The sequence below is a fragment of the Pseudomonas sp. LH1G9 genome, from assembly GCF_002949975.1.
In the GTDB taxonomy this organism is placed as follows: Bacteria; Pseudomonadota; Gammaproteobacteria; order Pseudomonadales; family Pseudomonadaceae; genus Aquipseudomonas; species Aquipseudomonas veronii.
The window spans coordinates 221,400-243,885 of sequence record NZ_CP026880.1; the positions used below are offsets into that span (position 1 = coordinate 221,400).

General features: G+C 62.0%; 24 protein-coding genes and 1 pseudogene. 12 read left to right on the forward strand and 13 right to left on the reverse strand.

Annotated elements, in window-relative coordinates; genetic code table 11:
- Positions 1 to 6: 6 nt before the first annotated feature.
- Entirely contained in the window at positions 7 to 861 is an 855-nt protein-coding gene (locus C5F70_RS01060) for a LysR family transcriptional regulator (protein WP_046489875.1), read from the reverse strand.
- 87 nt (positions 862 to 948) lie between these two features.
- Here C5F70_RS01060 and C5F70_RS01065 point away from each other — a divergent pair, with 87 nt between their 5' ends.
- Positions 949 to 1,461: a multidrug/biocide efflux PACE transporter gene (locus C5F70_RS01065; RefSeq protein ID WP_104902590.1), complete on the forward strand. Its 513-nt coding sequence runs from the start codon at positions 949 to 951 to the stop codon at positions 1,459 to 1,461.
- Here the strand turns inward: C5F70_RS01065 and C5F70_RS01070 are convergent.
- Positions 1,360 to 2,118, reverse strand: coding sequence for an SDR family NAD(P)-dependent oxidoreductase (locus C5F70_RS01070; protein ID WP_046382305.1), 759 nt, complete (start codon positions 2,116 to 2,118; stop codon positions 1,360 to 1,362). The genes C5F70_RS01065 and C5F70_RS01070 overlap by 102 nt on opposite strands.
- Positions 2,119 to 2,223: 105 nt before the next feature.
- Between C5F70_RS01070 and C5F70_RS01075 the strand changes: the two genes are divergently transcribed.
- Positions 2,224 to 3,120 carry a LysR family transcriptional regulator gene (locus C5F70_RS01075; RefSeq protein WP_104902591.1) on the forward strand — a complete coding sequence of 299 codons (897 nt, stop codon included), beginning with the start codon at positions 2,224 to 2,226 and terminating at the stop codon, positions 3,118 to 3,120.
- Here the strand turns inward: C5F70_RS01075 and C5F70_RS01080 are convergent.
- The gene (locus C5F70_RS01080) at positions 3,117 to 4,034 is read right to left on the reverse strand and encodes a LysR family transcriptional regulator (protein ID WP_017847219.1); all 918 of its coding nucleotides are present in this window, start codon (positions 4,032 to 4,034) and stop codon (positions 3,117 to 3,119) included. The genes C5F70_RS01075 and C5F70_RS01080 overlap by 4 nt on opposite strands.
- A 104-nt stretch (positions 4,035 to 4,138) precedes the next feature.
- On the opposite strand from C5F70_RS01080, the gene C5F70_RS01085 reads away from it, so the two are divergent.
- Genes C5F70_RS01085 through C5F70_RS01095 form a run of 3 tightly spaced genes read left to right on the forward strand, consistent with a single transcriptional unit; the run spans position 4,139 to position 6,803 of the window.
- Positions 4,139 to 4,897, forward strand: coding sequence for a 5-oxoprolinase subunit PxpA (locus C5F70_RS01085; RefSeq protein WP_017847220.1), 759 nt, complete (start codon positions 4,139 to 4,141; stop codon positions 4,895 to 4,897).
- Positions 4,898 to 4,953: 56 nt separating this feature from the next.
- Entirely contained in the window at positions 4,954 to 5,832 is an 879-nt protein-coding gene (locus tag C5F70_RS01090; RefSeq protein WP_104902592.1) for an allophanate hydrolase subunit 1, read from the forward strand.
- Positions 5,829 to 6,803: a biotin-dependent carboxyltransferase family protein gene (locus C5F70_RS01095; protein WP_104902593.1), complete on the forward strand. Its 975-nt coding sequence runs from the start codon at positions 5,829 to 5,831 to the stop codon at positions 6,801 to 6,803. The genes C5F70_RS01090 and C5F70_RS01095 overlap by 4 nt, the downstream gene beginning before the upstream one ends.
- Positions 6,804 to 6,943: 140 nt before the next feature.
- On the opposite strand, the gene C5F70_RS01100 is transcribed toward C5F70_RS01095, so the two are convergent.
- Both C5F70_RS01100 and C5F70_RS01105 read right to left on the reverse strand, forming a co-directional pair.
- Positions 6,944 to 8,560 carry an inorganic phosphate transporter gene (locus tag C5F70_RS01100; RefSeq protein WP_017847223.1) on the reverse strand — a complete coding sequence of 539 codons (1,617 nt, stop codon included), beginning with the start codon at positions 8,558 to 8,560 and terminating at the stop codon, positions 6,944 to 6,946.
- A 140-nt stretch (positions 8,561 to 8,700) separates the two neighbouring features.
- On the reverse strand, positions 8,701 to 9,723 hold the full coding sequence (locus tag C5F70_RS01105; RefSeq protein WP_017847224.1) for a transporter: 1,023 nt from the start codon (positions 9,721 to 9,723) through the stop codon (positions 8,701 to 8,703).
- Between the two features lie 835 nt (positions 9,724 to 10,558).
- On the opposite strand from C5F70_RS01105, the pseudogene C5F70_RS31395 reads away from it, so the two are divergent.
- Positions 10,559 to 10,669 (forward strand): annotated as a pseudogene (locus tag C5F70_RS31395) (hypothetical protein); the annotation flags it as partial.
- A 228-nt stretch (positions 10,670 to 10,897) separates the two neighbouring features.
- Positions 10,898 to 11,602, forward strand: coding sequence for a methyl-accepting chemotaxis protein (locus tag C5F70_RS31400; protein ID WP_371918780.1), 705 nt, complete (start codon positions 10,898 to 10,900; stop codon positions 11,600 to 11,602).
- A gap of 59 nt (positions 11,603 to 11,661) precedes the next feature.
- Here C5F70_RS31400 and C5F70_RS01115 read toward each other — a convergent pair whose 3' ends face one another.
- Both C5F70_RS01115 and C5F70_RS01120 read right to left on the reverse strand, forming a co-directional pair.
- The gene (locus C5F70_RS01115) at positions 11,662 to 11,970 is read right to left on the reverse strand and encodes a PepSY domain-containing protein (RefSeq protein ID WP_017847226.1); all 309 of its coding nucleotides are present in this window, start codon (positions 11,968 to 11,970) and stop codon (positions 11,662 to 11,664) included.
- Between the two features lie 87 nt (positions 11,971 to 12,057).
- Positions 12,058 to 13,185 (reverse strand): glycerophosphodiester phosphodiesterase family protein, encoded by a 1,128-nt coding sequence (locus C5F70_RS01120; protein WP_017847227.1) that lies wholly within the window; start codon positions 13,183 to 13,185, stop codon positions 12,058 to 12,060.
- A gap of 233 nt (positions 13,186 to 13,418) precedes the next feature.
- On the opposite strand from C5F70_RS01120, the gene C5F70_RS01125 reads away from it, so the two are divergent.
- Positions 13,419 to 13,742, forward strand: coding sequence for a DUF2025 family protein (locus C5F70_RS01125; RefSeq protein ID WP_017847228.1), 324 nt, complete (start codon positions 13,419 to 13,421; stop codon positions 13,740 to 13,742).
- Positions 13,743 to 13,800: 58 nt separating this feature from the next.
- On the opposite strand, the gene C5F70_RS01130 is transcribed toward C5F70_RS01125, so the two are convergent.
- On the reverse strand, positions 13,801 to 14,121 hold the full coding sequence (locus C5F70_RS01130) for an antibiotic biosynthesis monooxygenase (RefSeq protein WP_046489860.1): 321 nt from the start codon (positions 14,119 to 14,121) through the stop codon (positions 13,801 to 13,803).
- Positions 14,118 to 14,825 (reverse strand): CTP synthase, encoded by a 708-nt coding sequence (locus tag C5F70_RS01135; protein ID WP_017847230.1) that lies wholly within the window; start codon positions 14,823 to 14,825, stop codon positions 14,118 to 14,120. Before C5F70_RS01135 ends, C5F70_RS01130 begins: the two co-directional genes overlap by 4 nt.
- An 80-nt stretch (positions 14,826 to 14,905) precedes the next feature.
- Between C5F70_RS01135 and C5F70_RS01140 the strand changes: the two genes are divergently transcribed.
- Complete coding sequence (locus C5F70_RS01140; protein WP_104902594.1) at positions 14,906 to 15,787, forward strand: LysR family transcriptional regulator; 882 nt, start codon at positions 14,906 to 14,908, stop codon at positions 15,785 to 15,787.
- A 20-nt stretch (positions 15,788 to 15,807) separates the two neighbouring features.
- Here C5F70_RS01140 and C5F70_RS01145 read toward each other — a convergent pair whose 3' ends face one another.
- The 3 genes from C5F70_RS01145 to C5F70_RS01155 form a co-directional block, all read right to left on the reverse strand.
- Positions 15,808 to 16,332 (reverse strand): DUF1003 domain-containing protein, encoded by a 525-nt coding sequence (locus tag C5F70_RS01145; protein WP_017847232.1) that lies wholly within the window; start codon positions 16,330 to 16,332, stop codon positions 15,808 to 15,810.
- A 117-nt stretch (positions 16,333 to 16,449) separates the two neighbouring features.
- A complete protein-coding gene (locus C5F70_RS01150; protein ID WP_017847233.1) occupies positions 16,450 to 17,508 on the reverse strand; it encodes a diguanylate cyclase in 1,059 nt (352 codons plus the stop codon).
- 191 nt (positions 17,509 to 17,699) lie between these two features.
- Complete coding sequence (locus C5F70_RS01155; RefSeq protein WP_017847234.1) at positions 17,700 to 18,326, reverse strand: TetR/AcrR family transcriptional regulator; 627 nt, start codon at positions 18,324 to 18,326, stop codon at positions 17,700 to 17,702.
- 124 nt (positions 18,327 to 18,450) lie between these two features.
- On the opposite strand from C5F70_RS01155, the gene C5F70_RS01160 reads away from it, so the two are divergent.
- The 3 genes from C5F70_RS01160 (at position 18,451) to C5F70_RS01170 (ending at position 22,007) form a co-directional block, all read left to right on the forward strand.
- Positions 18,451 to 19,509: an MBL fold metallo-hydrolase gene (locus tag C5F70_RS01160; RefSeq protein WP_104902595.1), complete on the forward strand. Its 1,059-nt coding sequence runs from the start codon at positions 18,451 to 18,453 to the stop codon at positions 19,507 to 19,509.
- A 198-nt stretch (positions 19,510 to 19,707) separates the two neighbouring features.
- Positions 19,708 to 20,361, forward strand: a complete 654-nt coding sequence (locus C5F70_RS01165; protein ID WP_046489851.1) for a hypothetical protein — start codon at positions 19,708 to 19,710, stop codon at positions 20,359 to 20,361.
- 140 nt (positions 20,362 to 20,501) lie between these two features.
- The gene (locus C5F70_RS01170) at positions 20,502 to 22,007 is read left to right on the forward strand and encodes an amidase family protein (RefSeq protein WP_052743403.1); all 1,506 of its coding nucleotides are present in this window, start codon (positions 20,502 to 20,504) and stop codon (positions 22,005 to 22,007) included.
- Positions 22,008 to 22,065: 58 nt separating this feature from the next.
- Here the strand turns inward: C5F70_RS01170 and C5F70_RS01175 are convergent, their stop codons facing one another.
- Complete coding sequence (locus tag C5F70_RS01175) at positions 22,066 to 22,440, reverse strand: helix-turn-helix transcriptional regulator (RefSeq protein WP_104902596.1); 375 nt, start codon at positions 22,438 to 22,440, stop codon at positions 22,066 to 22,068.
- Between the last annotated feature and the right edge of the window lie 46 nt (positions 22,441 to 22,486).

The following is a 22,486-nucleotide window of genomic DNA, read 5'->3' on the forward strand; positions in this document are numbered from 1 at the left end:
ACGAACTCAATCGAGCATCTGCCCCAACAACCAACTCCCCGCAGGCCCCGGCGGATATTGCCGCGACCACAGCGCATCCACCGCCACCGAGCGCGGCCAACTGCGCACGCTCAGTTCAATCAGCCCGGCATTGCCAAAGCGTTCCACCAACCAGCGCGGCAGTGCGGCCCAGCCAAAACCGAGCTGGGCCATTTCCATCAGCATCAGAAAACTCGGCGCCGACCAGACGCGGCCCATGGGGCGGGTTTCATTCGGGTTGATGATGCTCGCCAGGCGCAGCTCACGGTGTTGCTGCAACACCTGTTGGTTGACGCTTTCCAGGCTGGCCAAAGGGTGCGTGGGCGCGACGAACAGGGCAATTTCCGTGCGCTCTTCCACTGGCGAACGGCTCAGGTCGGGTGGGTAAACCTCCTGGGCCTCGACCAGGGCAATCTGGGCCCGGCCACTTTGCACCAGGGCTATCAGGTCTTCGCACTCGGCGATCAGCCATTCCAGTTCCAGGTCGGGGTAGCGTTGCTCAAAGGCCTTGAGCGCGAGTTCGAAGCGCTCCGACTGGTAGGTGTCAGACATCGCAATCGTCACTTTCGCCTCCAACCCCTGGGATAGCTGAGTTGCCGCCAGCGCCAGCCGACTGCTCGCCTCCAGCACCTGCTCGGCGCGTTGCAGCAGCACATGGCCAGCGGCGGTCAGCGTCGGCTTGCGGCTGCTGCGGTCGAACAGCAGCACATCGAGGTCAATCTCCAGGCTCGCCACCGCCGCGCTGACGGTGGACTGGCTCTTGCCCAGCTTGCGTGCCGCCGCAGAAAACGAGCCTTGGGTCGCGGCCTGAACAAAGGCCTGGAGCACTTCATGGGAGGCCATGACTATCGCCTTTATCGATGGTTATTGGTTATGAAGTATCGATACAAAACGCAATGATGGCAACACAGTCACTCACGGAGCCGGGGCATGAACCCTACCAAGTCGATTACTGAACGTGTGTGCCAGGCCATCGGTTTCGAGGCCCTGGCGTTGTTGATCTGCACGCCGTTGCTGGCGTGGATCATGGACAAACCCGCCGTGGAAATGGGCATGGTTACCCTGGCAATCAGCCTGATGGCGCTGACCTGGAACGTGATTTTCAACGGCCTGTTCGACCGCCTCAAGGCACGCCTGCAACTGGCCAACAACGGCTGGACCCGGGTGTTGCACGCCTTGTTGTTTGAAGGCGGGCTGGTCCTGATGTGCGTGCCGTTGATTGCCGTGTGGCTGAACATCAGCCTGCTGCAGGCGTTTATCCTCGATATCGGCGTGTTGCTGTTTTTCCTGCCGTACACCTACGTGTACCACTGGGGCTACGACGTGATGCGCGAAAAGCTCTTACAGAAACATGCCGCCCGAAGCCTCGATCCGCTGGCCGGTGATCCAGTGGCTACCGTCCGCCAGCAGGCTGGCAATGGCCCCGCCGATATCATCCGGTAACCCGGCGCGGCCCAGGGCGGTGTTATTGGCGACCATCGCGTTGAGGTTGGCGTTGTCGCGCACGGCACCGCCGCCGAAGTCGGTTTCGATGGCGCCCGGCGCGAGGATATTGACGCTGATACCGCGCGCGCCGAGCTCTTTGGCCTGGTAGCGGGTCAGCACTTCCATGGCGCCTTTCATCGCCGCATACGCGGCATAGCCGGGCAGGCTGAAACGGGCGAGGCCGCTGGAGATATTGAGGATGCGGCCACCGTCACGGATCAGCGGCAGCAGTTTCTGGGTCAGGAAAAACGGGCCTTTGAATTGAATCGCGACCAGTTGGTCGAACTGCGCTTCGCTGGTCTCGGCAAAGCTGGCGTGGATGCCGATACCGGCGTTGTTGATCAGAAAGTCGAAATCATCCCGTGCGAAAACACGCTTGAGCACGCCGCCGACGGCTTCGACGAACGCGTCGAAGGTGGCGCTCTGGCTCACATCCAGTTTCAGCATGGCGGCGCGGCCGCCCCATTGTTCGATCTGCTCGACCACTGCCTGGGCTTCATCCGCCTGGCTGTGGTAAGTGCCGATGATATCCACGCCTTGTGCGGCCAGGCGCAACGCAGCGCTTCTACCCAAGCCGCGGCTGGCGCCGGTGATCAGTGCGATTTTGCGGGTCATGGTGCAGTCCTCTGAGGTGATCGTGGGAATGAGTGTATTTGTCCGCCTGTAACGTGATAAACAGCGGTAAAGCGAAATCACTGGCCGGAAAAAGCGAACAATCCCATGAACAAACTGGAGTTGCTGCGCACCTTCGTGCGCGTCACCGAACTGTCGAGTTTCACCGGCGCCGGCGAGAGCCTGGGCCTGCCGCGTTCGACGGTGTCCGAGCATGTGCAGGCACTGGAAGAACTGCTCGGCGCGCGCCTGCTGCAGCGCACCACGCGCAAGGTGCAGGCGACCCAGGACGGCCGCGTGCTGTATGAACGCAGCAAGGACTTGCTTGCGCACATGGAGGAACTGGAGGGCTTGTTTCGCCAGGACGAAACACAACTGACCGGACGCATTCGGGTGGACCTGCCGACCATGATGGCGCGGGATTTGATCCTGCCGCGCCTGCCGCATTTCATGGACGCGCACCCGTTGATCGAGCTGGAAATCAGCGCCACTGACCGTCAGGTCGACCTGCTGGCCGAGGGGTTCGATTGCGTGCTGCGCGTCGGTGCGCAGCCGGACCAGTCGGTGGTCGCCCGGTTGTTGTGCAGCATGCCGATGATCAACTGCGTGAGCGCGGGCTACCTGCAACGCTATGGCGTGCCGCGGACGCTGGCCGACCTGGCCGACCACCACTTGGTGCATTACGTGCGCCCGCTGGGTTCGCGCTCGGCGGGGTTCGAATACCTGCTGGGCAACAAGGTGCAGCGCCTGCCCATGGCCGGGCGGGTCACGGTCAACAGCACCGATGCCTACAAGTCGGCTTGCCTGGGCGGCTTCGGGATTATCCAGGTGCCGGCCCTGGGCATCGGCGATCAGTTGGCCAGTGGCGAACTGGTGGCGGTTTTGCCGGAATACCCGGCGCCGCCGTTGGACGTGTCCCTGCTCTATGCCGGGCAGCGGCATTTACCGCTGCGGGTGCGGGTGTTCATGGACTGGTTGGCCGCGACGCTGCAAGCCCAACTCTAACGCCGCGCCGACAACTGCTGCGGGGCCAGGAAGGCGTCGTGGAAGTAGTCCCGGAACGCCTGCATCGCCGGGGTAAATGCGCGCTCGCGGTGCCAGGCCAGGCCGACGCTCATGGGCGTCACCGGGTCGGTCACGGTCAGGGTTTCGATGCGCTTGCCTTCCAGGGACCAGGGCCGATGCACCAGGTCCGACAGGATCGCCACGCCGCTGCCATTGGCGACCATGCTGCGCACCGCTTCCACCGAACTGGTGCGCAGCCGCACCTTGGGCGTTTGCCCGGCCTGTTCCCAATAGCGCATGGCACTGTGTTCGGCTTCGTCGACAGTCAGCAGGATGTAGGGCTCGCGGGCCACGTCCGCCAGGCTGACGGCGCCGCGTTCGCATAATGGGTGATGGCTGGGCAGCCACAGGCGGCGTTCGGAGTTGAAGAGGATTTCCGACACGATATCCGCGTGGGTGAGGTTGGCGGTGAGCACCACGGCCATGTCGAACTGGCCGTCGAGCAGGCCGTGTTCGATGGCCTGGCGCTCCTGCTCGAACACCTCGATGGTCACGTCCGGGTGCCAGTGTTCCATGCGCTGCAGATGGTGCGGCAGGAAGTAACCGAGCACCGTGTAACTGGCGGCGACCCTTAGCACGCCGCTGGCGCGGTAGTCGGGCAATGGGCTGTTCAGCGCGTCGTCGACACTGCGCACGATCACATAGGCGCGGTTGAGAAAATGCCGCCCGGCGTCGGTCAGGTTCATGCCCTGGGCCGAACGCACAAACAATTGCACGCCGAGCATCGCCTCCAGTTCCTTGATCGCCGTGGTCACGGCCGATTGGGAGATGTTCAGGTGAATCGCCGCCTGGGAAATCTGACCGATCTCGGCGGTGGCGACGAAGTAGCGGATTTGGCGCAAGGTCAGCGACATGGCGATATCTGTTTTTCAGAAGATAGGCCATCTGATAATAGATCTTCCCAAGGGGTCAAGCCGCAGCCTACTTTTCAGCATCACCTTTGGCGGAGCGACTTTTCATGCAGGCAGTGGATTTCAATTCAGACATGGGCGAAGGCTTCGGCCCCTGGACGATCGGCGATGGCGTCGATGCCGAGCTGATGGCCTACATCAGCTCGGCCAATATCGCCACCGGCTTCCACGCCGGCGACCCCGGCACCATGCGCCGCACCGTCGCACGCGCCAAGCAACTGGGGGTCGCCATCGGCGCCCATCCGGGCTTTCGCGACCTGGTGGGCTTCGGTCGCCGCCATATCAACGCGCCGGCCCAGGAACTGGTGGACGACATGCTCTACCAGCTCGGCGCCCTGCGTGAAATCGCACGCGCCCAGGGTGTGCCCGTGCAACACATCAAGCCCCACGGCGCGCTCTACATGCACCTGGCCCGCGATGAAGACGCCGCGCGATTGTTGGTGCAAAACCTGCAACTGATTGAGCCGACACTGTTGCTGTACTGCATGCCGAACTCGGTGATCTGGCGCATAGCCAAGGAACTGGGGCAGCCGGTGGTGCGTGAGTTCTACGCCGACCGCGAGTACGACCTGAGCGGCTCCATCGTGTTCACCCGCACGGTGCGCGCCCTCGACCCTGCCACCGTCGCGGCGCGGGTCCTACGGGCTTGTCAGACGGGTCTTGTACGCACCGTAGAAGGCGAAGACCTGTTTATCGAATTCGATTCCATCTGCCTGCACAGCGACACCCCCGGCGCCCTGGAATTGGTCGAAGCCACCCGTGAAGCCCTGGACCAAGCAGGCATTGCGGTCAGAACACCCGAATAAGATCGCCCCCATACTTTTTTGCCTGCCTTTCTATAACGATTCCAAGAGGAACAGACATGGCTGAAACGTCCCCCATCCGCTACAGCTTCGGCGCCGATGAACACCTGTTCGCCGAGGTCAGCGACAGCATGTCCCTGGAGGCTTTCTTCAAAGGCATGGCCGTGACCCGCGCCGTGGAACGCCTGGCGTTGGACGGTGTGCTGGATGTGTGCCTGGCCAACGCCTCCTTCCAGATCCGCTTCGACCCGGACCGCATTGCGCCCCATGTGCTGCTCGACGCGGTGCAAAGCGCCGAAGCCCAGGCCGTGGCCGAACGCACCTTGCACACGCGCATCATCGAAATCCCGGTGCTCTACAACGACCCCTGGACCCACGAAACCCTGATGCGCTTTCGCGATCGCCATCAAGACCCCAGCGGCACCGACCTGGAATATGCGGCGCGGATCAACGGCCTGGCCGATGTCGACGCTTTCATCGCGGCCCACAGTGGCGCGCCGTGGTTTGTGTCGATGGTCGGCTTTGTCGCGGGCTTGCCGTTCATGTTCCAGATGGTCGAGCGCGAGCGGCAGTTGCAGGTGCCCAAATACCTGCGCCCGCGCACCGACACGCCGAAACTGACCCTCGGCCATGGCGGCTGCTTTGGCTGCATCTATTCGGTGCGCGGCGCCGGCGGCTACCAGATGTTCGGCGTCACCCCGGCACCGATCTACGACCCGGCGCAGCAGTTGGCCTACCTCAAGGACCATATGGTGTTCTTCCGGCCGGGCGACATCGTGCAGTTCAAACCGATCGACCGCGAGGCCTACGACCTGGCCGTCGCCGAGGTGGACGCAGAACGTTTCGACCTGCGCATCCGCCCCCTGGAATTTTCCCTGGATGCGTTTCTCGCCGACCCCATCGGTTATCCGAAAACCCTGCAGGAGGCGCTGGCATGATCAAGGTGCTCAAACCCGGCCTGGCGACCTCGGTACAGGACCTGGGCCGCGAAGGTTATTACCACCTGGGTATTCCGCCGTCGGGCGCGCTGGACCAGTACGCGCTGAGCGCGGCCAACCATTTGGTGGGCAACCCGCCGGGCGCGGCCGGCCTGGAATGCACGCTGATCGGTCCCGAGCTGGAGTTTCGCCGGGACGCCTTGGTCGCCCTCAGCGGCGCCTTGATGGCGCCGCGCCTGGACGGTGAAGTGGTCCACCAGGACACCGCGTTCCAGGTCCGCGCCGGGCAGGTGTTGCGCTTCGAATTTCCCCTGGCCGGTGCGCGTACCTATCTGGCGGTCGCCGGCGGCATCGACGTGCCGTTGGTGCTCGGCAGTCGCTCGACCTACACCCTCGGCGCACTCGGCGGCTTTCACGGGCGGCGGTTGCAGGCGGGGGATGAGTTGCCCATCGGCGAGCCCAGTGGGCAGGGGCGGGCGGGCAACAGTTTGCCGATGGCCTTGCGCCGGGCAGTCGGTGGCGATGTGACCTTGCGCGTGGTGCCCGGCCTGTATTACGAACGCCTGACGGCGGCGGCGAAAAGCAGCTTTTTTGCCGAGCCGTGGACGGTGGGGTCCGAGGCGGACCGTATCGGCTATCGCTTCAAGGGCGGCAGTGCGTTGAGCTTTCAGCCACGGGAGCAGCCGTTTGGTGCGGGGTCCGATCCGTCGAACATCGTCGACAGTTGCTACCCGATCGGCTCGATCCAGGTGCCGGCCGGGCTGGAGCCGATCGTGCTGCATCGGGACGCGGTGTCGGGCGGCGGCTACGCGATGATCGGCACGGTGATCAGTGCCGACCTGGACTTGATCGGGCAGATGCAGCCGAACCAGCGGGCGGGGTTTGTGGCGGTCAGCCTGGAGCAGGCGTTGGAGGCGCGGCGGGTGTACAAGAAGCGCTTGAGGGCAATGACCGGGCTCTTCAATACCTGAAACACCACCCAGCAAAATGTAGTGGGTCAGCAGAGTTTGGTGAACAGCCAGTAGCGCAGCATCGCCACCCTGGCCACTGCCACGCCGGCCAACAATGTGGGAGGGAGCAAGCCCCCTCCCACCTTTGATCCGGCGCTGGGTCAAAAGAGTTGGGTGAATAACCAGTACAGGCTACCCGACAGTAGAATCGCTGCCGGCAAGGTCAGCACCCAGGCCATCAGCAAATTGCGGATGGTCTTCATCTGCAAGCCGCCGCCGTTCGCCACCATGGTCCCCGCCACGCCGGACGACAACACATGGGTGGTCGACACCGGCAAGCCGAACATATCCGCAGCGCCGATGGTCAGCATCGCCACGGTCTCGGCCGAGGCGCCTTGGGCGTAAGTCATGTGCGTCTTGCCGATTTTCTCGCCCACGGTCACCACGATGCGCTTCCAGCCGACCATGGTCCCGAGCCCCAGGGCGATGGCCACGGCGATCTTCACCCACAGCGGAATGAAGCGCGTGGAGTTGTCGATCTGTTGCTTGAACAGTTGCAGCTTGCCTTGGGTGTCGGCGTCGAAGTTGCCGATCTTGGCCTTGTCCATCAAACGAATGGTTTCGCTGGTCAGGTACATGTCGTTACGCACGTTGCCTACGGCTTCGGCGGGGACTTTAGCCAAAGAGCCGTAGCCTTTGACTTCATCGCCGATCTGGCCGGCGAGGGCGGCGAGGGCCGGGATCAGTTCGGGTGTGGCGTCCTTGGTCCGCACGTAGGTCGAGAGGATGGGGCGCGGGTCGCCCGGCAGCGCTTGCGGCGCGCTTTTCATCAGCGCGACCTGGGTTACTTCAGCCACCGCGGCAAACTGCAGCGATTGTTCGGCGGGCATGGCGCGGTTCAGCGCATACGCCATCGGCAGGGTGCCGACCAGGATCAGCATGATCAGGCCCATGCCTTTTTGCCCGTCGTTGGAGCCGTGGGCGAACGATACACCGGTGCAGGTGAGGATCAGCATGCCGCGAATCCACCATGGCGGCGGGGTGTCGCCTTTGGGCGCCTTGTACAGCGCGCGGTTTTTCACGAAGGCGCGCAGGGCCAGCAACAGCAGGGCGGCAAAAGCGAAACCGATCAGCGGCGAGAGCAGCAGGGCGTAACCGATCTTGATCGCCTGGCTCCAGTCCACGCCGCTGGTGCCATCACGCCCGTGCATCAGGGCATTGGCCACGCCGACGCCGATGATCGAACCGATCAGAGTATGGGAGGACGAGGCCGGCAGGCCCAACCACCAGGTGCCGAGGTTCCACAGGATCGCCGCGATCAGCAGGGCGAAGATCATCGCGAAACCGGCCGAGGAACCCACCTGCAAAATCAGCTCGACCGGCAGCAGGGCAATGATGCCGAACGCCACTGCGCCGCTGGAGAGCAGCACCCCGAGGAAGTTGAAAAAACCCGACCACACCACCGCGAACTGCGGCGGCAGCGAGTTGGTGTAGATCACCGTCGCCACGGCGTTGGCGGTGTCGTGGAAACCGTTGACGAATTCGAAACCCAGGGCGATCAGCAGCGCCACGCCCAGCAGCAGGAACGGCGTCCAGGTGGTGACCAGCGTGCCCAGTTCGTGCATGTCGCGCATCAGGCTGTAGGCGGTGAACAACAGGCCCATCGCGAGCACGGCAAAGAAAATGATCACCGTCAGCAGGCCGGGTTTTTTGTCCAGCCTGGGTCGGGTATCAACGGATGACGTATGCGTTGAAGCTGTCAGGGAAGGGGTGGCCATGCAGTAACATCCAGTGTCGGAGAGGATGTCGCTCATGATCATTGCAGAATATTACAGAGATGCTGCGATAGATCAGTGTTTAGCGGATTGGATTGGCCGCTGGTCTACAAACGCACAGATTTTTTGAGCGCATGTGAGGGTCAGTAGTCGTTGCGTTTCCTGAAGGCCCAGCGCCCGGCAATCAAGGTAAAGGTCGCGACCAACGCCACCAGAATCCAGAAGCCTTCCGGGTCTTGGGAAAGCGGCACGCCGCCTACGTTCATGCCGAAAAAGCCGGCAATGATATTGATCGGCAACGCCAGCACCGTGACCACCGTCAGCGTAAACAGCGTGCGGTTGCTTTGTTCGTTGAGGTTGGCGGCGATTTCTTCCTGCAACAACTTGATGCGTTCGCCCAGGGCGGTCAGGTCGTTGATGATCAGCGCAAACTCCTCGGTGGATTTGCGCAGCTCCTTGACGTCTTCCTTTTGCAGCCACTGCGGCGGGCGGTTGAGCAGCCGCAGCAGCGAGCCGGGCTCCAGCGCCAGCAGGCGTTGCAGGCGCACCAGCACCCGGCGCATGGCGCCCAGCTCGGCGCGGTTGGTGGACAGGTGCGAGGAGAGCAATTGGTCTTCGATGTGGTCGACGCTGATGCTGGTCTTGCGCACGATCTGCGTCAGCACCTCGCCCTGGTCGCGCAGCAGGTGGACCAGTAGCTCCAGCGGCGAGCGGAAGTGCTCACCGGCCTTGACCGACGAACGCAACTTGTCCACCGAGTGCAGCGGTTGCAGGCGCGCGCTGATCAGCAAGTGACTGCGGGCGCAGACCCACAATGTGGAAATATCCGACGAGACCATGCTGCTGAAGTTGAACACCACGTCGTTGACCACCGCGAGCAAGGCTGAGTCGACGTGTTCGATACGGGTGGAGCGTGAGCCTTCGTGCAAGGCTTCGAAGAATTCTTCCGGCAATTGCAGGTGCGCCAGCATCCAGCGCTCGCATCCGGCGTGTGCCAGGTTCAGGTGCAGCCATAGAAACTCCTGCGGGTCTTGCGGTTGCTGCAAGGCCTGGAGAGCGGTGGCTGAATCAATCTGCTCACCCTTTTCGCCTGGGCGGAAACGGAAACCGTAAAGCAAGCCAAACAGATCGGAGTCCTGGTGGCTGTGGTCGATGCTGTGGTTCATGGAGTCTCGCAGAGAAAGGACCTGTAGGACGTTTCACAGGTTCGCGTGAGCGAATCATTGCAAGGATGCTTGACAGTTTTGTGACAGTTTTCGACTTGATGACATTTTATTGACCGACTATCGAAATGAGCTCAAGAAGTGTCTAGATCGGCCGATTCAGGGCACAACAACCGCTGCGGATGACGGCGCCTTCGACGACAGGGATGTCATGACGTATTTGCACCTTTTCCTTGTTTCGAGGCTTTTCCCGATGACTTTTTTACGAACATCCCTGCGGGCACAGATTTTGTCGCTGCTCGGCGGCAGCCTGCTGGCGATGCTGTTGATCGCCCTGGCCTGTTTCAACTTCCTTTCCAACGGGGTGCAGAGTTACCGCAGTTTGCTCGATGGGCCGTTGCTCACTTCACAGTTGATCGATGAGGCCAACCTGCAATTCAAAGTGCAGGTGCAAGAATGGAAAAACGTGTTGTTGCGCGGCAAGCAGCCGCAGGACCTGGAGAAATACTGGGGCCAGTTCCAGGATCGGCAGCGCGATGTACAAGGCATTCTCTCGCGGCTGGTCACCCAGACCGCCGGTGACCCGGCGCTGAGCCTGCGTATCCAGAACCTGCGTAAGGAGCACCAGCAGCTCGGCGTTGCCTACCAGAAGGGCCGCGATGCCTACTTGGCCGCCGGCGCCGACCCGAGCGCCGGAGACGCTGCGGTCAAGGGCGTGGACCGCGCCGCCAGCGAACAGATGAGCGCGCTGGTCAGCGACCTGCGTGCCCAAAGCACCCAGCAATCCCAGGTCATCAGCGCCCATGCCGAGCGCACGGTGATGGTGGGGCTGGCGATCATGTTGCTGTCCGGCGTATTGATCGGCCTGTTCAGCCTGTGGTTGATCAACCGCAACCTGATCCTGCCGATCCGTGGCTTGATTGAGTATGTGAGCCAACTGAGCCACGGCCGTTTTGCCGAGCGTGTCGCCAGTCGTCGCCAGGACGAACTGGGGCATCTGGCGGAGGCCGCGAACACCTTGCGCGACTTCTTGGCCGAAACCTTCAGCCGCCTGCAGCGCAGTGCCACCGATCTGGTCCACGCCAGCGGTGAGTTGAATTCGATCGCCGGGCAAATGGCGACCGGCACCCACGAACAATTCAACCGTACCGACCAGGTGGCCACGGCCATGACCGAAATGTCGGCCACCGCCCAGGAAGTGGCGCACCACGCCGCCAGTGCGTCCCGCGCGGCCGATGACGCAGACCAATCGGCCCGCGAGGGCGGCGAAGTGATGAAAGTCACCATTGCCACCATCGGCCAGATGCGTACTGAAATCCTCAACACCGGCACCATCATCCGCCGCCTGGAAACCGACAGCGTGCGGATCGGCAAGGTGCTCGAAGTGATTCGCGGGATCGCCGAGCAGACCAACCTGCTGGCGCTCAACGCCGCGATCGAGGCGGCACGGGCGGGCGAGGCGGGGCGCGGGTTTGCGGTGGTGGCCGATGAAGTGCGCAGCCTGGCGCAACGCACGGCGGCGTCGATCATCGAGATCAATCAGATTATCCAGGCGGTGCAAACCGGCGCGGTCGATGCGGCCGAGGCGATTGTCACTGGCCAGTCGTGCAGCGATGACAGCGTGGAAAAAGTCACCCAGGCCGGCGCGATGCTGGCTCACATCACCCAGGCCGTCGAAGCGATTCGCGACATGAACCGCCAGATCGCCACGGCGGCCGAGGAGCAGACGTCGGTGGCCGAGGATATTTCGCGCAATATCACCCAGATCACCACCGTGGCCACCGCCAACCTCGACAACGTGAAGCGCACCGAAGCGGCGAGCCAGAATCTGCGTGGTTTGTCCGGCGAATTGAACGAGGTGACGGCGCGACTGAGCGCTTGATCAAGCGCCCATAAAAAACCGCGCCACCCGAAGGTGGCGCGGTTTTTTCAGGGTTTGACTCAGGTGTCTTGCTTGTCTTCGAGCACGGTGCCGGTCTTGGCGTCGAGTTTCACTTCAAAGCGCTTGCCGGCGGTGTCGGTCAGTTCAACTTCGTAGACCAGGACGCCGCTGTTGTTGTGGTCCAGCTCGGTGTCGGTAATCTGGGCGCCGGCGTGTTTGGCCACGGCGGCGGCGTTGAGCTTGTCGAAAGGCATCACGGCACCGGATTTGAGCAGACCTTCGATATGATCCGGGCGGACATCGGCCTGGGCCAGGCCGGCGGCCAGGGTCAGGGCGGTCGCGGCAAACAGAGCAGTCAAGGTTTTCATGGTGTGTATCCTTTTTCGGTGAGCTGTTTAAGTGGCGCCAGATTAACCGGCGCAACTTAATTCATCCTTAATGGCACACTGACTCGCTCAGTATTTGTGGTCGTTCAGCAGGTCCTGCACGCTGGACGACGGCCAGCGCTTGTAGAACTTCAGCAGTTCGGCGGCGCGGTTGGTGAAGATACCGTCGACGCCGGCGTTCATCACTTTCTCGAAGTCCACAGGTTCATCCACGGTGTAGACGTGTACCAGCAGGCCCTTGTCGTGGGTCAGCTTGTTCATTCCAGGCTTCACCAGGTCGGTGTAGCTCTGGTCGCCAAGGGCGGTCAGCTCCGCCGACGGGCCCGTGCCGATGGCGCCGAGGCTCTTGGCTTCGTCGACCCACTTTTCGAACTCGGCGGCGTCCTTGGGCTCTTGCTTGGCGTAGTAAGCGGCCTTGGTCGCTTCGCCGGATTCGGCGAAGGTTTGCTTGGATTTCGGCTCGATGCTGCCTTCACCCACCCACAACAGCAGGATTTTCGGGGTGTTGGGCATTTCTTTCTGCAGCTCTTTCAGGCTGGCCGTCTCGAAGGTCTGCAGCACTACGCGCCCTTTGCCCTGGCCGACACCGGTGTTGCTCTTGCCCAGCTTGGAGCCGGCGGAGCTCAACCAGCCTTTGTCCAGCAGCTTGTTTTTCAGGTCGGCTTCGATGCCCGGGAATTGCTTGGGCTCTTTGGTTTCGATGTACAGGCCCGGTTTGTGCTGCGGGTTGCCTTCGGCGATCTTGATGATGTCGTCCAGGCTGAGGATTTTCAGGCCGACGAAGCCCGGGCGGGCGCGGTCCGGGTAGGCGGCGTTGAACCAACTGCCGGCGTCGAGGGTTTGCAGTTCTTTCCAGGTGAACTCGTTGGCCGGAGCGTCTTTGCGCTCGGGGAACTTGGTGGCCACGTCGGTGGTGCGTTGCAGGTTGTTGTCGTGCAGGGCGAACAGCACGCCGTCCTTGCTGCGCTGCAGGTCCAACTCCAGGTAGTCGGCGCCCAGGTCGCGCGCGACCTTGTAGGCTGCGGCAGTGGACTCGGGGGCGTCGTAGGACGCACCGCGGTGGGCGATCACCGCAGGGTAGGGAATGCCTTCGTTAGTTGCCAATTCAGCCGGGCTGATCGGGTCGGCAGCCTGCGCCTGGCCAAGGCCAAGCATCAGGGCGAGCAGCAAGGCACTCTTGGTGAACGTGACAGGCATATATGGAGTCCTTTCGTGGAGGGAGCTTTGAGAAGGCTTCCTTTTTAACAATTGATAACGAAAGGCGCTATCACCAAACCGACATTAACGTGTGTGCGCGCTAATTTTCTGGGTTTTTTTTGCGTGGCTTTGCAGTACTCTTGCCGCGAACCGCCCCGTAAGAGGGCAGTACTTTCCGCCACGCGTGTAAACCATCTTTCCAGTCCCTGTGGGACTTTTCAGTGAGGTTTACCATGCGAATCACCTCCGAGCTTATCTGCCAGGCCGCCGACCAGCTTCACGGTTTTGTCGGCCTCAACCGCAAGACCGGCCAGTACATTGTGCGGTTCAGCGAAGACTCCTTCGGTATGGATGTCGCCGATGACGGCATCATCCCCACTGCCGAATTTGTCTGGCTGCCGGCCCCCGAGCACGTCATGACGTTGTCCCGTGAGCGTCTGCAACTGCTGCTCGATCAGAACATCGACGATCGCATCAACATCACCGAGCCGCTGCGCGTGTACATGCGGCGTGTGGAGATCCCGCAGATCAGTGCGTTGCGCAGTCTCGTCAGCTAGCCTGAGCGGCGTTTTGGCATCGATGAAGATCAACGGCGGGAGGGCTTCCGGCTGCCGTTCAGTTCTGGAATGTATAGGCCCGCTCCACCTTGCATACGCGGGAGTGAAACGCCGAGTACCAAGTGGAACGCCCCTGCTCGCGCACCGCCCGATGCTCGGCCTGTTGTTTCCAGGCGAGGATGTCGGCTTCGCTGCGCCAGTACGATACGGTGATCCCCAGGCCATCCTCCCGCGCCGACTCAACCCCGAGAAAGCCCGGCTGCTCGCGCGCCAGTTCCAGCATGCGCGTGGCAGCCTCAGCGTAACCGTGGTCACCGGCGGTGCGCAGTGAGCTGAAAATCACTGCGTAGTAAGGCGGGGCGGGGGTGTGGGCAATCATACCGAGGTCTCCTGGCAGGCTTTGAGCAGAGCGATCGCCAGCGGCGGCGTGACGCCTTTGAGGGCGGCGCGTTCGGGTTGGAACAGCGTGGCGACAAAGAACGGATGGTCCAGCAACTCCACCGCGCGCAGGTCGCCGGCGGAGTCGTGGCCGCAGGGGATCAGAGCACCGTCCAGCAGCGCGCTGGCGAAGTCGGGGTTGATGCCGTAGCGGCAGCGATAACCTTCGTGGATATCGCGTGTGCCGTAGGCGTCGGCGATGCGCGTGTAGGCGGCCAGGCGCACGGTGTCGGTGGCTTCCACCAGAGAACAGCTCAGTGGCGCGATCACCGCACGTGGGGCGTTGGGGGCCAGTTCGCCATGTTCGGCATCGGCCCAGCCCAACACATTGCGGGCATATTCCAACACCGCGTGTTGAAAACCGCCGCAGGTGCCGAGGAAAGGGCGCCGCTGCTCGCGGGCAAAACGGATCGCACGCAGTGCGCCGTCGATGTCGCGGTACGGGCTGGCGGGGACGCACCAAAAGCCATCGAAACCCTGCAGCGCGGAGGTGGTGTTGAGGGTGTCGGTCTCCAGCCATTGCGTGCGAACCGTCAGGCCCAAGGCGTCGGCGGCCTGTTGCAGCGCCACGGGAATGGCCTGGTGCGCAATGACATCGGGGTTGTAATCGCCGATCAGGGCGAGGTGCAGCGTGCTGGCGTTCATCTTAGGCATCCCCTGGCTTGTTGTGTCCTGGCGCGCACTATAGATTGGCGTTCACGCAATCAATATTGGCGTTTTCCCACATGTTCAATGCACTCACGCACTATCGAATCGATTACCCCGACCTGTCGCTGATCCTCGCCCTGGTGCGCGGTGGCACCCTGGCGCGGGCCGCCGCGTTGTTGCGGGTGGATGTGTCGACGGTGTTCCGCGCCGTGCGGCGCCTGGAGGCCGCGCTGGGCCAGACGTTGTTTGAAAAAAGCCGCGCCGGTTACCTGCCCACCGGCCTGGCCAGTCATCTGGCGCAACAGGCCGAACGCGCCGAACAAGCCCTGGAAGCGGCGCGGGTCGGCGTCGAGCAAGGCGGTGAAGTGATCAGCGGCACCGTGCGCCTGACCTGCACCGACTCGGTACTGCAAGGCTTGTTGTTGCCAGCGCTGGCGCAGTTCATGCCGGATTACCCGGCGCTGACCCTGGAGCTGAGCACCTCCAATGACTTCGCCAACCTCAGCCGCCGCGATGCCGACATCGCCTTGCGCCTGACCCGGACACCGCCGCAGCATCTGGTCGGACGTTGCCTCGGCACCGTGAGGTATCAGGTGTGCGCGAGCACAGGTTTTGCGCGGCGGCACGCAGGACGCGAGCTGGCGGAGCTGGCCTGGATCGCACCGGATGATTTCCTGCCCGATCATCCCACCGTCGTCTGGCGCCGCGCGCAGCTGCCGGGTGTGCGTCCCGGCTATCGCTGCAACAGCATGTTGTCGGTCACCGAACTGGTGCGGGCAGGGCTGGGCGTGGCGGCGCTGCCGGATTTCCTGTTGGATGAACACCTGCAACCGCTGGGCCCCGCGTTGGCGGGGCATGACACGGCGCTATGGCTGCTGACGCGCCCCGATTGCCGGGCATTGCGCTCGGTGGTGACGCTGTTTGATCAACTGGGGCGGCATGTACGACTGAGCCCCTGAGACCGGCAGGTATGGGGTGCTTAAGGTTTTCGCACAAACTGCGCATGCATTTCACACGTCAGGGTATCGATGCGCTCGGTCAGTTGCTTGGTCATTTCCGTCAGCCGAGTGTTCTGCTCCAGCAGTTCCAGCAGCTGTTTGCTGGTGTTCTGCGCCTCGGCCTGGCGCTCGGCATTGGCGATGGCCAGCGCTTCACGGTGCTGCGCGTCGGCGTCGGACTGGGCTTTGTCGCGCGCGGCCTGGCGTGTCTGGGCCAGCAGAATCAGCGGCGCCGCGTAGGCCGCTTGCAGGCTGAAGGCCAGGTTGAGCAGGATGAACGGGTAGACGTCGAAGTGCGTGATGCCGCTGACGTTGAGCGCAATCCACACGGCCACGATCAAGGTTTGCGCACCGAGGAACATCGGCGTGCCGAAGAAGCGTGCAAAAGCCTCGGCCTTGAGGGCGAAGGTGTCGTTGCCAAAGGTCGGCGCCAGGTGCGCGTGGCGTCGATGGAAACGTAGATGATCGACGGGGACGGCTTTGGGGTTGTCGGGGGTTGGGCTCATGGCAAACTCGGGTCATCAATGTTTAAGACAGGTGGCCACTATAGCCTTGGCGACCTGTCTTACGCATGAATAACCCGAGGACGACCTGGGGTGCCTACGAGATGCCGTATGACCGCCTCAGGCGGAATGGGCGACCGCGTAGTTACTCGCATTGACCCGGTTGCGCCCGGTGTCCTTGGCGGCGTACAGCGCGCGATCCGCCGCGTTCAGCCAGGTGGCGGCATCGGTGAAGATCCGTTGGAAATCGGCGAGGCCGATGCTCAGGCTCACGCGCAACTCGGGGATCTGCGGGTTGCGATAATTACTGAAGTTTTCGCGGATACGCTCCATCACCCGTGCGGCTTCTTCCAAGGGCATTTGCGGAAGAATCACACAGAACTCATCGCCCCCGTAGCGTCCGGCCAGATCGTTTTCGCGCAGGTTGCGCCGTATCTCCAGGCTCAGTTGGCGCAGTACGGCATCGCCGACGATATGGCCGTGAGTGTCATTGATTTGTTTGAAGTGATCGATATCGATCAGCGCGATGGTGGCGTGGCTTTGCTGCTGCCGGCACTTGTGGAACTTGAGGTGCAGCAGATCTTTCCAGGAACCGTGGTTGAGCAGGCCGGTGAGGCTGTCGGTGCGGCTCAGGGCGCTGAGGGCACGTTTGTGTTCCGACAGTTTGATCGCCAACTCGTAGCAGACCATGCCGATGGCCATGGGGTACAACGTCAACATCGGCAGGCAGGTGTAGACCTGCAGCAGGCTGACGTCGGCGTTGAACCGCACGCCGAACAGCGCCCATGCCACCCCGATCCCCACCCCTTGCGCGAGCAAACCGCGCAGGAACAGGCGCTTGCCGCCGGCGGCGAAGTTGTTCATGGTCATCATCGAGAGGATGGTCACGGCCGTCAGCGGCGTGAACTGGGCAGCGGCGGCCCAGAAACCACCGCACAACGAGTCATACAAAATGTTGCGCTGTTCGGCGTGGTAGGGGAAGGGTGAGCGGATTGACAGTTGGTACGCCACATGTGCCCACGCCAACCCATTGAACAGCAGGAACGCCCACACCCAGCCCGGCATCGCGAGCGGGTACAAGCCGCCGATGACACTGATGCAGCCGATACCCAGGCCGATGATCCTTGGCTTGTAAATACGCCTGGCAAATGAAAGCCCTTTGCCTCGTCTGTTTTCCATAGATTCCCAGGTCAGCTCTTTTTCACAGATTCAGCCGCGCGCGTGTGCAGGGATAACCGTTGATCGGATAATGTGTGTGAATATTGTCGATTATTCATGTAGGAATAATCAGTGTCCTTCCAGGCCATTCGCGCAAAACAGAGGGCAAATAGGCCAAAAACGACCAGGTATGTCGCGTCTGCAACGGTCGTTTACTGCGGGCGGCGAGTATCGGCGTCGTAGCAGGCCAGAAACATATCGATTGCCGACTCGATCACGCGGGCTTGGTCGGCGGCGTCGAGGGTGGGTTGGCCGAGGGTGATCTGCGGCCAGAAGGCGAACGCCTTGAGCAGGCTTTGAATCTGGTGCGCGGCGAAGGCCGGGTCGGTACATGTGAGCCGGCCGTCTTCCTGGGCGGCGCGCACCCATTGAGTGAAACCTTCTTCGCGCATGCTCAAGCGGTTGACCATGTCCTGGGCGCGTTCCGGCGAGTGAATGGTGGCGGCGATGGCGACCCGGGCCAGGTCGAGGAAGTTAACGTCCGACATCATCTTCATCTTCGCTTCCAGCAACCCGCGCAGTTGTTCACGCAACGGGCGGTCGCCGGCGTAGCTCACGTCGAGTTGCGCGACGCTGCTGGCCCAGAGTTGGTTGAGAATTTCGGCGAACAACTCTTCTTTGCTGGGGAAGTGGTTGTACACCGTGCGCTTGGAAACGCCGGCGGTGGCGGCGATCCTGTCCATGCTGGTGACCTCGAACCCATTGACCCGAAACTCTGCGATGGCGGCGGCCAGGATGGCTTCGCGTTTGCGTTGGGTGAGGCGTTGAGGCGCAGTCATGAACAGTGATCGACTCTAAAAGGAAAATTACACTCGGTAGTTTACTTGCTCCGGGTTTTGTTGCAATCTTGAAACTACACTGTGCAGTGTAATTCTATGAGCGGTCCGTAGGAGTCACCTTGTAATGGCCACGATTTCAACCCGTCTCGATTCCTCGCCTGTGGTACGCAAAGCTGCCGAACAGGAGCAAGGCACCTTCAGTAACCATGCTCCCGTACAGCGCGCCGGCTTCGGCAGAACCTTGCGCATTTTCTGGAAGATGCTGTTTCACAAGCCGCGCAGCACGCGGCCGGTGGGGGAGATTCCGGTACATTCGCTGACCCGCGAACAGCTGTCGGCCGCCCCCGACCACAGTGTGTTCCGCCTGGGGCATTCCACCGTGCTGCTGAAAATGCGCGGCAAATTCTGGCTGACCGACCCGGTATTCGCCGAGCGCGCTTCGCCGTTCAGTTGGGCCGGCCCCAAGCGATTCCATGCGCCGCCGATCAGTCTCGAAGACCTGCCGCCGTTGGAAGCGGTGATTCTTTCCCACAACCATTACGACCATCTCGACCGCAAGGCCGTCATCCAACTGGCCGACAAGACCCGCTACTTCCTTGCGCCGCTGGGCGTCGGCGACATCCTGGTGAAGTGGGGTGTGGACGCCAGCCAAGTGCGGCAGTTGGATTGGTGGCAGGGCAGTGAAGTCGATGGCATTCATTTTGTCGCCACTCCCGCGCAGCATTTTTCCGGGCGTGGTTTGTTTGATAGCAACCAGACGCTGTGGTGTTCCTGGGTGATGATCGATGGCGCGCGTCGCGTGTTTTTCAGCGGCGACACCGGTTATTTCGACGGCTTCAAACGCATCGGCGAACAGTACGGGCCGTTTGATCTGACGCTGATGGAAACCGGTGCTTACAACGTCGACTGGCCCCATGTACACATGCAACCGGAGCAAACCCTGCAGGCGCACATCGACCTCAAAGGCCGCTGGCTGCTGCCGATTCACAATGGCACCTTCGACCTGGCCTTCCATGCCTGGCACGAGCCTTTCGACCGTATCATGGCGTTGGCGTGGGAGCGCAACGTGTCGATTACCACACCGGCCATGGGGCAGGCGTTCAGTTTGAGCCAGCCCGCGCGAGGTGTCGCGTGGTGGTTGGAGGTGGAGGTTCAGAGCGGTAAGGAAGCGCTTGTGAACTGACGGTTGGGAAAATCGGAAAAAAAGGAATTTTCAAGGTGTTGCAGGCCTACGACAAACGCCAGATGAGAGTGCGATGATCTCGGGAAGGTCAATTTCCGGGAGTCGGCTCTGATGGACAATAAATGTGGGAAGTCTTTGCTATCGCCTATGTCTTGTCGGCGGGAAGCGTTTTTACCCCCCTCTGCGGAACCGGTTTGTTTGGCGCAGGCGCCCTCCAACGCTCACGTCGAAACGGGGACCACGACGGCACTGGGCATCGGCTACGTCCCCGATGCACATCTTGGTGCCGGCGTTGTAATCCCTGGCTATAACGTGCCGGCCCTGCCTCTGAAACCTGTGCGCGACCCCGCGCTGTCATTGATCGCCTTGAGTGGGGTCGAGCCCACTGAATCGGGCAAGGTGGAAGCTGCCTTGGTGCAACACTCCAGCAATTGCGCCGTCCCCTACACGTTGGCGGGCACTCGCGTGGGGTTCGCCGACCGCCTTGTGCGTGGCAATGATCAGGAGCTGATTGAACACAGCGCATCCTTCCTGGAAGCGTTGGGTTTCCTGCGTCAGGCCGGTGCCCAGCTGGTGGCGGTGCCGGCAGAGCGGGCTGATGACGGCCTGCGCTTCACCCTGCATTCGCGCAATGAAATCGATGAGCGTGTGAGTGAATATCGGCTGGATGCGCTAGTGTCCGAGAGCCATAGCGCTGCATTCCATGCCGCGTGCTGGAGTGGCTACCCGAGCCTTGGTGAGCCGCTGGGGGACGGGGCGACGCTATGGTTCTATGGCGCGCAGTGGTCGAAAGACTCGCTGAAGGTGCTGGTGCAGGGCTATCGCAACGCCCGTGGCCTGACTAATGGGTAGGCAAAGCTACCAACTGCGCTGAACAATCCCACGGTTTGAACAACCTGCGTCGCGCAGCCTGGAACGAGTGGGGTTTTTAGACTGGTGTACGGATCAATGTGGGTCCTTCATCACTTCTTACGCCTTCCGGGAGGTGCTTCATGTTGGGTATTGGTTATGGCATGGGTGTGTTTGTTCACCAGGTGCAGCGAGTGCTGCCTGCGCAGTCTTCATCGGGGGCTTCAGCGCCGGTTCCCCCGGGAACGGAATACGCCAGCGTGCGTGAGCTCGGCGAGCAAATGGCCCGGCCGGGTGGGCTCACTTCGGCGAATCTGGTCAGTTACCTGCAGGAGCGCATTCACAAGCTGGACCCCAAATTGAGCTCGATCATTGAACTGAACCCCGAGGCCTTGCAGATCGCCCGCGAGCTCGATCTGGAGCGCGCCAATGGCAAGGTGCGTGGCCCGCTGCATGGCATTCCCGTGTTACTCAAGGACACTATCGAGACGGGAGATACCCAGCAAACCAGCGCTGGCGCCTTTGGCTTGGTGGGCAGTGCGGCGCCCAAGGATGCCTTCATCGTCGAGCGCTTGCGCGAGCAGGGGGCCGTGATCCTGGGTAAAACCAACTTGACTGAACTGGCGGGCTTTCGCGGTGGCCCCGATGGTTCGAGTGGGCGGGGCGGGCAGACGCGTAACCCGCATCAAGCGGGCGCAGAGGTGGGTGGTTCGAGTTCGGGGTCGGCCGCCGCGGTCGCCGCAGGCTTCGCTCCCTTGGCGGTGGGCACCGAGACCAATGGCTCGATCATCGTGCCGGCGGCGTTCAACGGGGTGGTCGGTTTCAAGCCCGGCGTGGGTTTGTTGAGCCGCAGCGGCATCATTCCAGCCAGTCATCGGCAGGACACGCCGGGCCCGATGACGCGTTCGGTGTTTGATGCTGCGTTGATGCTTAATGCGATGTCGGGCAGGGACCCTCATGATGCCGCCAGTGTGGATGCGCCCCAAGGAATTGATTACACCGCGTTGCTCAAGCCCGGTGCGTTGCAGGACAAACGTATCGGCTATCCCGTGACCTTTTCCGCGAATGGCGAAAGCTTACCGGTGGACAACAGTCCGCAATTTCGCAAGACGCTTGAAGTGCTTCGCGCGCAAGGCGCGGTTCTGGTGCCGGTCGATATGCGCTTGGCCGACGCATCACGCTATGGCGAACTCTTGTACGCCGATGTGAAGGATGAGTTGAACGACTACCTGGCCAAGCGCGAGGGGTTGCCGGTCAAGTCGGTGTCCGAGTTGATCGCGTTCAATGAAAAGCGCGATGGCACCGACACCGATCACCAACCGACACTCAAGGAGATCAACGCGTCCACCCTCACCGCCGATGAGCGCCAGCCGTTATGGGACGCAATGATCGAGGATTTTCGTGGCACGGTGGATGAACTGATCGCGCAGGAAAACCTCGACGCCATGGTGTCGGACTTTGATACGAACAGCTACTTCGCGGTTGCGGTGGCCGGTTACCCAGGGATCAGCGTGCCATCCGGGAAGAATGAGGACGGCGTGCCGACCAGTGCGTACTTCTTTGGTGCCCGTGGGTCTGAACCCACACTGCTTGCTGTGGGCCATGGCTATGAGCAGGCGGCACAGAAGGTCGCCAAGCCCAGCCTCTAAGCTGTCAGGCAATGTTCACACCCTGGCGTGGCCAACGTTGGGGTTCGCACTCAGCGCCTTACTGCGCCTGCGGGGTTGGTGAATCAATTGACGCCGCTGTTGAACCCATCAATCGAGACAGGATGTTTTGTGCAGCGGGTTCCGTTGCGGCGGCTCCCAACTTGCGCGCACGCATCCCCCAGCCAGGCGCAAACCCTGGGAAAAACACCAACCCCTCGGCTTCCAGGCGAAACGCCAGGGTCAGGCGCACGTCATCCTCCACGGCGCCCTGGGTTTCAAACCGTTGAATCGCATCCACCGTCACACCGGCCTGGCGCGACAGCTCTTCGCGGCTCCAGCCGAGCATGACGCGGGCCTGCACGCTGTGCTTGGCGGTGAATTGATGCAGGACGATCTGCTGTTCTACGAAAGAGCTCATTGCCAGAGAGGACATGGGGTGTCTCCAGGGTTCGACGGGGAGGACAAACTATACTGTGTTT